Genomic DNA, 14,981 nt, shown 5'->3' with positions numbered 1-14,981 from the left:
TATAACTTTTAATTTTTTATTTTGATATGTTTCACGTGGAACATCTTCATCTTATCTTCCTAAATAAACCAGCAAAACATTGATATCTGCCGGTGAAACTCCGCTGATTCTTCCTGCCTGAGCAATGGTTTTAGGACGGACACGTGTCATTTTCTGTTTAGCTTCTGCGGACAGACTGGATAGTTTCGTAAAATCGAAATCTTCAGGGATTTTGATATTCTCCAGACGGTTCAGTTTTGCCACATTTTCCTTTTCTTTTTCAATATAGCCTCTGTATTTGATGTTGACCTCTGCCTGTTCTCTTACTTCGTCGTTGTATTGCGAAAGAAAATTACCGATAGATTCTATGGATTCAAGCTTTTCCAGTGTCATATTAGGTCTGGTAAGGATCTGAGAGGCTCTGTAAGCCTGATCCACAGGACTGCTTTCAATGGATTCCAGGATAGGATTAATTATACCCGGTTTTAAAGAAGATTCCCTTAAAAATGACTCCAGTTCTTCGCTCTGAGCCACTTTCTTTTCTACTGCTTTCAGTCTTTCTTCTTTTGCTAAACCTAAATTGTAGGCTTTTTCCGTTAGCCTGATATCTGCATTGTCCTGTCTGAGAAGAAGGCGGTATTCTGCTCTGGATGTAAACATCCTGTAAGGTTCTTCGGTACCTTTTGTAATAAGATCATCAATAAGAACTCCGATATAAGCTTCATCCCTGTTCAGAATAAATTCGTCTTTTTCATGAACTTTATTATGCGCATTAATACCTGCTATCAGTCCCTGACCGGCTGCTTCTTCATATCCAGTAGTTCCGTTAATCTGTCCGGCGAAATATAAATGATCAATTAATTTTGTTTCCAGTGTATGCTTTAACTGGGTAGGAGGGAAGTAATCATATTCAATGGCATATCCCGGACGGAAAACTTTTACATTCTCAAACCCCGGAATGTGTTTCATTGCTTTGATCTGAACATCTTCAGGCAACGAAGAACTGAAGCCATTCACGTAGATTTCAACAGTTTTCCATCCTTCAGGTTCTACAAAAAGCTGATGCCTGTTTCTTTCTGCAAACCGGTTGATCTTATCTTCGATACTAGGGCAGTATCTTGGACCTAAACTCTGGATCGTTCCATTGAACATTGGACTTCTGTCAAATCCTTCGCGTAAAATATCATGTACCGTTTCATTGGTATATACAATATGGCAGCTTAATTGTTTTGTTAATTTAGGTGTATCAAGATAACTGAACTTTTGAGGATTTTCATCTCCTTTTTGTTCTTCCATTTTAGAATAGTCCAGGCTTCTTCCGTCTACGCGGGGTGGGGTACCGGTCTTCATTCTTCCTGCTTCAAACCCTAAAGAAACCAGTTGTTCTGTGATTCCGAAAGCTCTTGGTTCACCCATTCTTCCACCTCCCAGTTGTTTATCGCCCACATGGATCAATCCGTTCAAGAATGTTCCATTGGTTAAAACAACAGATTTTCCCTTTATTTCAATTCCTAAAGAAGTTACTACTCCTTTTACGGTATTATTTTCAACGATCAATTGTTTTACCATATCCTGGAAGAAATCCAGATTAGGTGTATTTTCAAGGGCGAGCCTCCATTCTTCAGCAAAAAGCATCCTGTCGTTTTGTGTTCTTGGAGACCACATGGCTGGTCCTTTGGAGAGGTTAAGCATTTTGAATTGTATGGCGGATTTATCTGCCACAATTCCTGAATATCCGCCCATCGCATCAATTTCTCTTACAATCTGCCCTTTGGCTATTCCACCCATGGCAGGGTTGCAGCTCATCTGTCCGATGGTCTGCATATTCATTGTAATCAACAGGGTTTTTGAACCCATATTGGCAGCAGCGGCAGCGGCTTCACAACCGGCATGTCCTGCACCTACTACAATTACATCATAAACTTCTGAAATCATCTTTATATGCTCTTTAAAGCGCTAATTTTATTATTTTATCTAAAATGTTTCACGTGAAACATTAGTTGAGAATAGGTGTTTAAAAGCCCTGATAGACGATGTTTTAACCCTATTGATTAAAGCAGATTATAGATATTCTTTAATAAACTTTAATATTGATTCAGATAAAAATCTTCTTTGCTTCTCATGAGCTTTTCTTCTTCTTCAGTCTTGTCTTTATAGCCGGATAAATGAAGAATCCCATGGGCTAAAACCCTTCTGAGCTCTTCTTCATAATCTCTGGAAAGGGTAGAAGCATTATCTGAAATACGCTGCAAAGATACGAAAATCTCCCCGTTTATGGTTTTGCCTTTTACGTAATCAAAAGTTATGATATCCGTATAATAATCATGCTGAAGATAGTCCTGATTAATTTTGAGAAGATATTCATCATCACAAAAAATATAATTGATTTCACCGGGCTTTTTACCTTCTGAAATAATAATGGATTCCAGCCATTGTATATAATCTGAATTTACAGATTCCGGTTGAGTTTCATAAAAAAATTGTATCATAATTTTAAAACCAGTGTCCTAATATTACACTGAAAATGCCTTTTTGATTATTCCTAAGTGAATGGCTGAAGTTTATCTTTATCTGTCCGAAAGGAGACTTGTATCCTGCCGTAATACCCAGTGAACTGTAATTAAGTTTTACTGCCTCTTCTACAGAAATAGAATCTGAAAGATTGGCAAATGTAAATGTTCCGGTAATAAAATAATTCTTATTGAAACGGAACTGGAGGTCATTGGATGCCATCACAACATTATTCGTAGCCATCTGTGCAAAATAGAATCCTCCGAAGCTCTTGAAATTAATTACATTCTGTTCAAAGATGCCTCCGAGCCTGTAACGATAGTATTCCGGCAGTTCTTCTCCGATGGTTATCCCACCATACAAGTTCAAGTGATAAGAAAATTGTTTTGAAATAGGAATATGGATGCGGATGTCTGCCTGTACCTGTACCGGTTTATCCTTCACTTCTGAACTTAGAACATCTATCAGCTTTCCTTCCGCAGACATATAAAAACCTTTAGTGGGGAACTCTTTATCATTCTGGGTATCACTCTTCACAAATACATACGGATTCAGGAAGCGGCTGTAGCGCTTATTTGTTCCGTTCATATTGGCTTCAAAGTAATCATGGCTGATTCCTCCTCCGATGGCAAATTTATCCTTCCAGATAGATTGGATGTAAGCTTCATTCCTGAACCATTCCCAATTGTCGATTTCATTGTTTTCCTGATCCCTCAGATCGAAATTCATTCCTGAGGAATAGATTCCCAACCCTGGAATATAACCGTTATCGATAAAATAGTTCAGGTAATATCTCGGCTTATCTCCCACAATAACGTCCAGTGAAAGGTTGGTATTCCGGAATAATAGTCTTTTGGCAGAATAATTCAGCAATAATCCTGTTTTAAAGACCTCATCATAATGCAACCCGAATTTTAGAAAATGGCGGGTATCATCTTCAGTAACGTACAGCTTAAGATAGTTGCTGTCATTTTGGGTCACGATATCATAATTGATGAACCGGTAATTATTTGTTGCGATCAGTTTATCAATCATTTTATTTATACTTCCGTAAGTCTGCATGGAGGGCAGGCGAAGACCCATTTTTCCTAGTACGTAGTTTTCACCGTAGATCCTGCTTCCGATCAGTTCTATGCTGTCTATCTTATAGACATTGGAATAGATTGGGTTCATAGGCTGTCTGAGATGGTCATATGTCCTTTTGGGAAGTTCATTGAGAATAGCTGAATATTTTTCGCCTTCAACATAGCCGCTGTCCAGTATTTTTTTCTTTTCATCATAGCTGGTAGCACTCATTCCCGTAAGGTTTGGTTTAATATTGATATCCGTATATTCATATTGTTTTTTGGTATCTCTCCTGATGCCAAAATCAATGATCTGATTCAGAATGGCAATAATGCTGTTTAAATCTTCTCTTTTGGAAAGATCCTGGTTAAGGTCCACTCCGATAACAATATCAATTCCTTTATCCTTTAAAGGCTTTGAAGGATAATTGACAGACATAGCTCCATCTATATAAATGCTGTCACCCACTTTTACGGGATCCATAAGAGAGGGGAAGGCAGAACTCGCCATAATGGACTGCACAAGATCTCCCTTTTCAAATATTTTCATGTCACCGCTCTCGAGATTAGTAGCAACGCACATAAACGGAATCGGCAATTTTGAAAAATCATTGATGTTGGAAACGTTCTTGAGGAGTTCTTTCAGAAGGTAAACATTTTTCTGGCCGGTGCTGATAGAGGAGGGAAGTGTAATCTTACCATTTTTCAAAGGGATCGAGAGAAGGTATTTATCCACTGATTTATTAAAGAAGGTGGCTTCCTGCCGGGACTTAGGATCCAGGATCAGTGAATAAAAGTCTGTATCCATGACGATCTTTTCAATATCTTTCGCAGAATAGCCGGAAGCATATAAACCTCCTACAATGGCTCCCATGCTGGTCCCGGCAATATAATCTACTTTTACGCCCAGGGAATCCAGGACTTTAAGGACACCAACGTGAGCAAATCCTTTAGCTCCGCCACCAGCCAGTGAGAGACCGATCCTGGGATTTTTCGGGATCTTAAGATCTTTTCGGACCTGTGCACCCATCAGATGCAATAAGAGAAAACAGAAGAGTAACAGAAATTTTTTTTTCATATTTAGTCTTTTATGTAAATCCGCTTCACACGGGGAGCAATGGATGTTAATACTTCATAAGTGATGGTGTTGCAGTACCCTGCGAATTCTTTCAGGCTTGGCTGTCCATTAAACAGGATTACCGGGTCGCCCTCTTTTACATGCGGAATATCATCGATATTAATCATCATCATATCCATGCATACATTTCCTACTATTGGCGCCAGTTTTTTGCCAATGCCTACTTTTCCGACCTGATTTCCGATAAGACGCGGAATTCCGTCCGCATAGCCCACTGGGATAGTCGCTATTTTTGCCGGATGGTCGGCTTTGTATCTCCGGCTATACCCTACAGATTCTCCTTCCTGTATTTGCAGAATCTGGGAGATTACCGTTTTAAAACTTACAACAGGACGAAGCTGTTTTTTTATATCACTATTTTGTGATTCTCCCAGCATTCCGATTCCGATCCTTACCATGTCATACTGATAATCCGGATATTCTGTAATCCCTGATGAATTGAGGATATGGCGTATAGGGCTGTAGCCTAAATTTTTAATCAGAGTGTCTGAATTTTTCCTGAAAATGGCCATCTGCCGAAGCGTAAATTCTTTTTCAGACGGCATATCTGAAGAGGAGAGATGGCTGAAAATACTTTCTACCCTGAGATTTTTATGGCGAAGGGCTTCTAGTAGAGGTGCAAGATCGGCTTCTTTAAAGCCAAGCCTGTTCATTCCTGTTTCCAGCTTGATATGGATAGGATAGCGTTCATCATATCCTGCCTTCTGTACTGCATCATTAAAAAGTTCCAATACCCTCAGGCTATAAATTTCAGGTTCAAGGTTGTATTCAATAACCGCTTCATAACTGTGCTGTTCAGGGTTCATAACGATAATAGGCGCTGTGATTCCTTTTTTCCGGAGCTCAACACCTTCATCGGCATAAGCTACCCCCAGATAATCGATGTGGTGGTGTTGCAGGAATTCAGCGATCTCGTAGCTTCCCAACCCGTATGCATTGGCTTTTACCATGGCCATCATCTTAGTTCCAGGGTTCAGGAGCGATTTGTGATAATTGATATTATGAAGGACGGCATTCAGGTTGACCTCAAGAACGGTATCATGTTTTCTGAGTTCAAGAATATCTTTAAGTCTTTCAATACCAAATTTTCTTGCTCCTTTGAGCAGGATGATCTGATTATTGATTTCAGTAAGCCGCTTGCTGTCAATCAGTTCCTGAGTATTATTGAAAGTGAATATTTCGGATGTAAATAAATGGCTGAACCGGGTAATCACTTCGCCTATCAGGAAAACAGTATTGAAATGCTGTTCGTTAACCAGGTCTGCAACTTCAGTGTAGAGCTCTTCAGCATTGGAATTGACGCCCACAATATCCGTAAGCACAAGAGACTTTTGAGGTTTATTATATTCCTTCAGGAACTGTAATGCTGTTTTAAGGGAATCCAGGTCAAGATTGAAAGAGTCATTGATGATGATGTTGCTCTTGATGCCCTCAATAGCTTCCAGCCTCATCTCTATGGATTTTAACGCATTGATTTTCTCAATGACTTTTTCATTGGAAAGATTCAGTTCCTTCAGCACTGTAATTAAAGCCAAAGCATTGGTAAGCGTTGCTTCATCCCTCTGATGGGCCGGAAAACTAAGCTCCTCTCCGAAGTACTGAACAATGAGGTCTTCATCTTTTACATTCTTTTGGAGATAAACCTGATTGGAAGCGCTGAGTCCGTATGAGATTAATTTCTTACCTGAGTAAAGGTCTTTTATCTTTTTGTCAGTCAGTATATTATCTCCATTATAGATAATCACCTCCGAATTTTTAAACAGGATGACTTTCTCCTCAATAAGCTGCTGTTCAGACCGGAAGTTTGCTGCATGAGCATTTCCGATATGCGTCAGGAGACCAATCTGAGGATGAAATATCTGTTCCAGCTTCTGCATTTCGCCCGGCTTTGAAATTCCCACTTCAAAAATGCCCAGTTCATGAGAATCATTGATCTGCAGCAGAGATAGCGGAAGGCCGATCTGTGAGTTGAAACTCTTCGGGCTTTTTACGGTTGAAAATTCATTCCAGAGGCATTGGTACAGCCATTCTTTCAGGATGGTTTTTCCGTTGCTTCCCGTAATGCCGATTGATTTGATCCGTGCATGTCCGAAATGATAGGCAGCCAGCTGCTGAAGGAAATCAACAGCATTCTCTACGATGATCCAGGTGACCTCTTCAAACTGAGGATAGTGATGCTCAGAAATAATCACCCGTATTCCTCTGTCTACAGCAGATTCAATGAATTTTTCACCGGAATTTTTATGGGTATTGATTGCGATGAATGCTGTATCCTGTATGGAATAAATGGTCCTGCTGTCAAAAGCAATGTTTCTGATCCTCAGTTTTTTATCTCCAATGGATCTGGATTGTGTAATGGCTGATATTTCCTGTACTGTATAATTCATAGACGCCCCTTTGTGTGCTGTAGGTTTAATGATAAAGGCGCAAAGTGTTTTGCTTTAAATTCCTTCAGGATCAGAATTACAGAAAGAAGTCATTTTTTATCTCTGAAATTTCCTGTCATGAAGCAGGTTATCATCCTATTTTGCGTCTTTGTACTGATTAAAATCCGGGTAATATCTGCATATCCCCGGATCAAATTTAAAAATTTATTTTCTTCTTTGCTTGGAAAGCACTTCATCAATGAAAACACGGCGGCTCACTGCTTCATAACTTTCCGTTTCACCCAGCTCTACCAGATCATTTCCTTGGGAAGTTCTCATTGAATAATTGGCCAGGTTTCCGGTCCGTCTGCAGATGGCATGTACCTTGGTAACATACTCGGCTGTAGCCATCAGGTTAGGCATAGGCCCGAAAGGGCGTCCCAGAAAGTCCATATCCAGGCCTGCAATCACTACTCTTATTCCGCTATTGGCCAGGTTATTGGCAACATCTACGATGCTTTCATCAAAAAACTGTGCTTCATCTATCGCCACCACGTCACAATTGGAAGCCAGCAAAAGGATTTCACCGGGATAATCTACTGCTGTACTTCGGATTTTATTCTGATTATGGGATACTATATCTTCCTCAGAATACCGGGTATCCATTTTAGGTTTAAAAATTTCTACATTCTGTCCTGCCATTTCTGCCCTCCGCAATCTCCGGATCAGTTCTTCGGTTTTTCCCGAAAACATAGAGCCACAAATAACTTCCATCCAACCACTTTGTTTGGAATGATTAATTGTATTTTCTAAAAACATTTGTTAAATTAGCCGTATATTTCTAAGACCAAAAGTAAGCAATTTTAACAACAATCTTCTATGCAGAACATCCAAGATTTAAAGGAAAAGATTTTTTTCGAATCCAGGAATATCATTGGTATTTTGGATAAAATCAACCACGCAGCCGAACTGGCTTCCTGTCAGGATCTTGTTAATGATCTTGCTGAACGGATTACGTTGCTCAATTTGCTGGAAAAGCACGTTCCGTATCAGGCAGAAGAAAAAGAGGACTTCCAACCTTTTATGGAAGAGCCAACTGCTTACGAACCCCACGAGCCGGTTACTGAAGAAGAAGCGATCTTCAATAATGAGTTCAATGAAATACCTGAGTACGAAAACCAGGCGTTCAACGGGGTGACCGAAGAGGAGGCGATTTTCAATAACCAGCTTAATGAGATTGTAGAAGGTGAGCTCCACGAGACTGTTGTTAATTTTGTTGAAGAACATTCACAGGAGACCCAGGAAGGCTATCAGGAGGCAGCTCCTGAAGAAAGCCGGAATGAGGGCATAATTTCTGAAGAAACGGGATCAGAGCATTCAGATATTTCCGGAACATCGGCCTTTACGAATGAGCCTATGGAAGAGGAAGCGGTTTTCAACAATCAGCTTAATGAAATTGACGGCTTTGAGAATGAATTTTCTGATGAAGACCGTGCACCTGACAATGATTTTGAAGAAGAGGAGCGGATCCGGGAAGGCTTTGATGCTTCCGGGCATGAAGAAGAAAAAAAAGCGGATATGAAAGCCATCATCCCAAGCATTTTCGATACCGGAATTGAGGAAGATGAAATACTGATCGAGGAAAATGAAAGCGAGCTTCTCAGCAGCAGTTCAACGAACATGGAGCAGGGGGAAATGGTTACGGAAACCTCCAGCGTTGATCATATGCTGAGTGAAATCAAGAATGAACATTCTGAAGAATCCCCGAATGAGAAAGAAAATGTGCTCGCAGAAGTGAATGACAGGAGGAAAATTACCGATATTTTTAATCCCCATGCTGCAGATCACGAATCTGTTGAGCATAAGCCTTCTGATGAAAGTTTTGAAAATCTGGATGCCTACCAGCAGGAAAAGAAGATCAGGTTGGCCCATATCAAAGGAATAAAGGCAGTACAGAGCCTTTTTGATGATGACCATCTTCACCATAAAATTCCTGAGGACAAACCTGCCGGAATAAAACCTGATACAGGAAGCATTCTGAAAACCAATATTCCAACCGATTTCATGGAAGCTGAAAAGTCAAGACCGGAATTCAAACTTGATCTGAACGACAGGATTGCATTTACCAAAACCCTGTTTGCAGGAAGCCAGACGGACCTGAATGAAGTGATCGGCAATTTAAACAGCTTCAAAACCCTTGAAGAGGCCAAAGAATATTTGAGTGACCTCTACTACGAAAGGAAGTGGAACAAGGTTGACGAATATGCCCAGAGGCTCTGGATATTGGTGGAAAATAAATTCATATAATTTTGAGCGGAATCCTATATTTTGTTCCCACACCGGTAGGGAACCTGGAAGATATGACCTTCAGGGCAGTGAAGGTACTGAAAGAAGTAGATTACATCCTTTGCGAAGATACCCGGACATCCGGCATCCTCCTGAAGCATTTTGAAATTTCAAAACCTCTGAAATCATATCATCTGCATAATGAGCACCAGGCTACTGAAAAAGTGATTGCAGACCTTAAGAGCGGACAGAATATCGCCATCATAACCGATGCAGGGACACCGGGGATTTCAGATCCCGGATACCTTCTGGGGAAAGCCGGAGCAGACCATAACATCGAAATGATCTGCCTTCCCGGAGCGACAGCGCTGATACCGGCTTTAGTGGTTTCGGGGCTGCCTAATAACGAATTCCTTTTTGCAGGCTTCCTTCCGCAGAAAAAAGGAAGGCAGACCAAGCTGAAGCAACTGGCAGAAGAGAAGAAGACCATTGTCCTGTATGAAAGCCCCCATAAGATCAATACAACGCTGGAACAGATCAAAGAGTTTTTCGGCGAAAACACCAGGGTGAGCTTAAGCCGGGAAATTTCCAAAAAATTTGAAGAAACAAGACGCGGAACCATTACTGAACTGATTGAGTTTTCAAAATCAAAAACACTTAAAGGCGAAATAGTCCTCATTGTCAACAATTCAATTTAATCCATACTCTTTTCCAATAGTTACTTATTGTGGCTGTTTACCGTGATAAAAAACAGGTAAAAAATTAACTAATTTGATGATTTAAAATGTGTTAAATAGCAAATTAATAATATCTTTGCGGACCCAGTTTTCCATAGTAGTATGGTACAACTGTTCAGATCAGACACTGCTGAAAATTAAATCATTTAAGAAATAATTGTCATATATATGAAACTATTAGAAGGAAAGGTAGCACTGATTACGGGAGCTACACGAGGAATCGGAAAAGGGATTGCTGAAGTTTTTGCACAGCACGGTGCAAAAATAGCATTTACCTATGCAGGTTCTGTAGACAAAGCTAAAGAATTGGAAGCCACTTTAAGTTCTGTAACACAAATTAAAGGGTATCAGTCTGATGCATCGGATTATGATGCTGCCCAGAAATTAATTGATGAGGTAATGGCAGAATTTGGCCAGATCGATATTCTGATCAATAATGCAGGGATTACCAAGGATAATCTTTTGCTCAGAATGTCTAAAGAAGACTGGGATGTAATTATGAGAGTAAACCTGGATTCTGTATTCAACCTTACCAAGGCTGTTATTAAGCCTATGATGAAGGCTAAATCCGGATCTATCATCAATATGACTTCAGTAGTGGGAATCAGCGGAAATGCCGGCCAGGCGAATTATGCCGCATCCAAAGCCGGTGTTATAGGATTTACCAAATCCGTAGCACTTGAATTAGGCTCCAGAAACATCCGTTGCAACGCTATTGCGCCCGGATTCATTGAAACGGAAATGACTGCCGCACTGGATGAAAAAACTACTCAGTCCTGGAGAGAAGGTATTCCTTTGAAAAGAGGCGGAAAACCGGAAGATGTAGCGAATGCCTGTGTATTTTTAGGAAGCGATATGTCAGCTTATGTTACCGGACAGACCCTGAATGTAGATGGAGGGATGTTAACTTAAGTTACTGTTAAATAGATATATAAAACGCCGGATGAGATGTCCGGCGTTTTTATTTCTAATCTTTAAATACCTGGTTTTCCTGCTCCTGTACCCTGATAAATGTAGTGCGCTTAGATAGTTCCTTTAATTTTGAGGCACCTACATACGTGCATGTGGATCGTACCCCACCCAGAATATCCTTTACCGTTTCGGCAACCGGGCCTTTGTAAGGTACTTTAACGGTTTTGCCTTCCGAAGCCCTGTATTCTGCCACTCCTCCGGAATGCTTATCCATAGCTGTTTTAGAACTCATTCCATAGAACAGCCGGAATTTCTTGCCGTTTTCCTCTACAATTTCGCCTCCGCTTTCATCATGCCCGGCAAACATACCGCCCAGCATCACAAAATCTGCACCGCCGCCAAAAGCCTTGGCTACATCACCCGGAACCTTACAGCCTCCGTCGGCTATGATATGGCCTCCCAAACCATGGGCTGCATCTGAACATTCAATAATGGCCGAGAGCTGCGGATAGCCTACTCCTGTTTTCACACGCGTGGTGCAGACAGATCCAGGCCCGATACCTACTTTAATAATATCGGCGCCAACCAGGAGAAGTTCCTCCACCATTTCCCCGGTCACCACATTTCCGGCGATGATAATCTTATCGGGAAAACTGGCCCTTGCAGCCTTCACAAAGTCTACGAAATGTTCAGAATAACCATTGGCAACATCAATACAGAGAAACTCGATTTTAGGATGCTTTTCGAGGATGTGGCGGATTTTCTCTTTATCAGCGCTACCGGTACCTGTACTCAGTGCAATATATTGATAAATGCTTTCCGGCTGGCTGGCAAGGAATGCATCCCATTCTTCCGTAGAATAATGTTTGTGCACCGCGGTGATGATTTTCTCTTTTGCGAGCTCTACCGCCATTTCAAAAGTTCCTACCGTATCCATATTGGCAGCAATAACCGGAATTCCTTTCCATTTCTTTTGGGTATGCAAAAAGGTAAATTCCCGTTCCAGGTCTACTTCAGACCTGGATTTCAGCGTGGAGCGTTTGGGACGGAACATCACATCTTTGAACCCCAGCTTTATATCATATTCTATTCTCATAACATTGGAAATTTAAATAAAAATAGCAAAAAGATTCAAGGTAAAAGAATTGTACAGGCACTTTAACCATATCTGACCCTTATTTTACGTTTCATCCTGATGGCTATTTAATATATTCCGATATAGATCGCTCTGCCATAAGCATATTGCCTTATAGTGCCGTATCATCCCAAAAGCGGATGATAGTACCATTGGTGTCCATTTTAAGAATTAAAAAGTCAGAGGAACCGTTAACCGGGCCTGCTATATCGCCATCATTCGAGCTGCTTCGTCCCGCGATGGTATAGCCATTCTGGCTGCGCGTTACAGCAGCGGCTGAATCATTGAGTGTTCCTCCCAAAGCTTTCTGCCATACTAAGTTTCCTGTGGTACTGAGTTTTACCACCCAGGCATCCAGTCCGCCATGATTTCCGGAAACATTTCCGTCATTCGATCGGGTATCTCCAGCCACTATATAGGTTCCATCGGTATCCTGAAGCATGGCAAAAGTATTTTCATTACCACTGCCACCCAGTGTCTTCTGCCATTGTAAAGTTCCTGAATTATCAAGTTTTATCACCCAGGAATCATACATTCCCTGGTTTCCGGATACATTCCCATTATTTGAAAGTGTATATCCGGCCAATGCAAATCCTCCGTCCGCCGTCTGGATAACAGCATTGGCAATGTCTGTATCTGTACCTCCAAAAACTTTATGCCATTCTACATTTCCTGTGCTGGACAGTTTAATAATCAAATAATCCTGATTTCCGTTATTTCCGACTGCATCTCCGTTAGTTGAATCGCTGTATCCGGCTACGGCGTATCCTCCATCCGTAGTCTGGATGATTGACTGCGCACTTTCAGTGCCCGATCCTCCTAATGTTTTCTGCCACTGCAAGGTTCCTGAGTTATCGAGTTTTACCACCCAGAAATCAATGCCTCCCAGGTTTCCGGACACATCTCCACTATTTGAAGCAGCATATCCGGCTACTGCGTAACCGCCATCCGAAGTCTGTACAATGGAATATGCATTTTCGTCTGCAGGCCCTCCAAATGTTTTCTGCCATTGTAATGCCCCGGAACTGTCCAGCTTTACGACCCAGAAATCGTTCCCACCATGATTGCCGGATACATCTCCATTAGAAGATGCAGTAACTCCTGCAATAGCATATCCTCCGTCCGCAGTCTGGACTATTGATCTTGCTTCATCATAGTCTGATCCTCCCAGTGTTTTCTTCCATTGCAAATTTCCTGAACTGCTGACTTTTAGAATCCAAAAATCCGCACTTCCGTTGTTTCCGGACACGTCACCGTTGGATGAGGAAGAATATCCTGCGACTGCATACCCGCCGTCCGTGGTAGCAACTGCCGATCGGGCTACATCACTTGAACTTCCGCCGAATACATTTCTGTTTTCCTTAAGGGACATGATTGGTGTGCCCGGAATTTGTGCTTGTATTGGTATCAGACCTAAAAGGAAAAATAAAAACAGTGTTGAATTGATTTTCATTTCTTTCTGTATTTATAAGCCTCTTACACAATATACATACACCACATTGCCAATGGCCATAAAGGTATACAGCGTATGGGTATTGGCTATGCTTGGATTATTGTTCACATATCTGAAAGTGAATCCGGTTGCTGTAAATGCAGATGTTCCGGAAGCGGTTCCTCTGACGCTTAACGTATACGTTCCTCCATCCTTGATGTTCTGAAGCGTAAAGTTCCCTGCTGAAGCAGAGGTGTATGCCAGATTGCTTTTGCTGTAATCAATAGTGGTGCTGCTCCCTGCATCGTAAGCAGATTTATTGGTCGAAGCTCCATCCACCTCCAGCCTAGAGGCGGGAGACGAAGTTCCTATCCCCACATTCACTACAGAAGATCCTGTGCCTCCTAAAACAAGGCTGTTGCTGGTGCTTACCTTCGCTCCGTAACCGATTGCGGTAGCATTGGTGAGATTGTTGGTATCTGCATCCGCACCTGTTCCTATAAAGGTATTGTTACTTCCCGTACTAATGGTCTGGCCTGCCAGCGTTCCTACAGCAACATTATTGTTCCCTGCAGTGTTGCTCTTTCCGGAACTGTACCCCAGAAACGTGTTGTTACTTCCTGAAGTATTGCTGTTTCCTGCCTGATAGCCCATAAAAGCATTATAGCCTCCGGTAGTGTTGGTATTTCCTGCCCATGTTCCTACAAAAGCATTGGCATCTCCTGTTGTACTGCTGCTTCCTGAATTGTATCCCATAAACACATTTGAATTTCCTGTAGTATTGGAAGTGCCTGAATAGGGCCCAACAAAAACATTGGAGCTTCCTGCGGTGTTGGCAGAACCTGCACTATTCCCTACAAAAACATTCAGGTTGCCTGTTGTATTGACTTTTCCGGCATCAACTCCGAGCGTAAGGTTATCAGAGGCTGCTGTACCGATGTAACCGGCTAAATTATTATTGGTTTTAATGACGAAAGCATGGGCATCAGTTGTACCGATGAAATTGGCAGCTGGATTCGTTCCTGCATTACCGGTCATATTCCAGTTGCTAGCTGCTGCTGTATTGCCTACTTTTTGCCAGAGATTTCCGTCAAAGTAATAGTATCCTTCAGCAGTAATATTAGCGGTCTTGGTATCTGATGAGGTGATTGCCGCGGTAGCGTAAATAAGGGTACCTTTCTGGTCTGAGCCATATTGTGCATTTCCCGCTTTGATCTGATCTCCGGTAAGTCGCGGCGCAAGGATTCCTTCCGGCTTACTTCCGTCTGAGGTTTTGGCCGTAATATCCAGTGTGACTTTCGGATTCTGATTATTAATCCCTACTTGGGAATAAGTAATAATAGATAGCAATAAAGTACTTGCAGTGAGTAGATGTCTAATCATATATAATTCTGTTTATTCACAATTTTCAGACTTTTGCT

Annotated in this window: 11 protein-coding genes; 3 read left to right on the top strand and 8 right to left on the bottom strand. The window is 41.5% G+C overall.

The genetic code is table 11. The features are described 5' to 3' along the window. Positions 1-51: 51 nt before the first annotated feature. From mnmG to QE404_RS16385, 5 genes are all read right to left on the bottom strand, one after another. On the bottom strand, positions 52-1,914 hold the full coding sequence (gene mnmG, locus QE404_RS16405; RefSeq protein WP_307452303.1) for a tRNA uridine-5-carboxymethylaminomethyl(34) synthesis enzyme MnmG: 1,863 nt from the start codon (positions 1,912-1,914) through the stop codon (positions 52-54). Positions 1,915-2,063: 149 nt separating this feature from the next. Continuing rightward, positions 2,064-2,468, bottom strand: a complete 405-nt coding sequence (gene ybeY / locus QE404_RS16400; RefSeq protein ID WP_307452301.1) for an rRNA maturation RNase YbeY — start codon at positions 2,466-2,468, stop codon at positions 2,064-2,066. Positions 2,469-2,472: 4 nt separating this feature from the next. Then, the gene (locus QE404_RS16395; protein WP_307452300.1) at positions 2,473-4,632 is read right to left on the bottom strand and encodes a patatin-like phospholipase family protein; all 2,160 of its coding nucleotides are present in this window, start codon (positions 4,630-4,632) and stop codon (positions 2,473-2,475) included. A 2-nt stretch (positions 4,633-4,634) separates the two neighbouring features. After that, on the bottom strand, positions 4,635-7,079 hold the full coding sequence (locus QE404_RS16390) for a bifunctional UDP-N-acetylmuramoyl-tripeptide:D-alanyl-D-alanine ligase/alanine racemase (protein WP_307452298.1): 2,445 nt from the start codon (positions 7,077-7,079) through the stop codon (positions 4,635-4,637). A 204-nt stretch (positions 7,080-7,283) separates the two neighbouring features. Further along, complete coding sequence (locus tag QE404_RS16385) at positions 7,284-7,877, bottom strand: thymidine kinase (protein ID WP_307452296.1); 594 nt, start codon at positions 7,875-7,877, stop codon at positions 7,284-7,286. A 60-nt stretch (positions 7,878-7,937) separates the two neighbouring features. On the opposite strand from QE404_RS16385, the gene QE404_RS16380 reads away from it, so the two are divergent. From QE404_RS16380 to fabG, 3 genes are all read left to right on the top strand, one after another. Next, positions 7,938-9,365 (top strand): hypothetical protein, encoded by a 1,428-nt coding sequence (locus QE404_RS16380; protein ID WP_307452294.1) that lies wholly within the window; start codon positions 7,938-7,940, stop codon positions 9,363-9,365. A 2-nt stretch (positions 9,366-9,367) separates the two neighbouring features. Then, positions 9,368-10,042, top strand: a complete 675-nt coding sequence (gene rsmI, locus QE404_RS16375; RefSeq protein WP_307452293.1) for a 16S rRNA (cytidine(1402)-2'-O)-methyltransferase — start codon at positions 9,368-9,370, stop codon at positions 10,040-10,042. Positions 10,043-10,249: 207 nt separating this feature from the next. Next, entirely contained in the window at positions 10,250-10,993 is a 744-nt protein-coding gene (gene fabG, locus QE404_RS16370; protein WP_307452291.1) for a 3-oxoacyl-[acyl-carrier-protein] reductase, read from the top strand. Positions 10,994-11,048: 55 nt separating this feature from the next. Here the strand turns inward: fabG and QE404_RS16365 are convergent, their stop codons facing one another. The 3 genes from QE404_RS16365 to QE404_RS16355 form a co-directional block, all read right to left on the bottom strand. After that, positions 11,049-12,089 carry a GMP reductase gene (locus QE404_RS16365; RefSeq protein ID WP_307452289.1) on the bottom strand — a complete coding sequence of 347 codons (1,041 nt, stop codon included), beginning with the start codon at positions 12,087-12,089 and terminating at the stop codon, positions 11,049-11,051. 151 nt (positions 12,090-12,240) lie between these two features. Then, positions 12,241-13,581, bottom strand: coding sequence for a hypothetical protein (locus QE404_RS16360; protein ID WP_307452287.1), 1,341 nt, complete (start codon positions 13,579-13,581; stop codon positions 12,241-12,243). A gap of 12 nt (positions 13,582-13,593) precedes the next feature. Next, positions 13,594-14,943, bottom strand: coding sequence for a hypothetical protein (locus tag QE404_RS16355; protein ID WP_307452285.1), 1,350 nt, complete (start codon positions 14,941-14,943; stop codon positions 13,594-13,596). Between the last annotated feature and the right edge of the window lie 38 nt (positions 14,944-14,981).

The sequence above is a fragment of the Chryseobacterium camelliae genome, from assembly GCF_030818575.1.
Classification (GTDB): Bacteria; Bacteroidota; Bacteroidia; order Flavobacteriales; family Weeksellaceae; genus Chryseobacterium; species Chryseobacterium camelliae_A.
The sequence above is the reverse complement of the archived record's forward strand: the minus strand, read 5'-3'. Positions and strand labels throughout refer to the sequence as shown.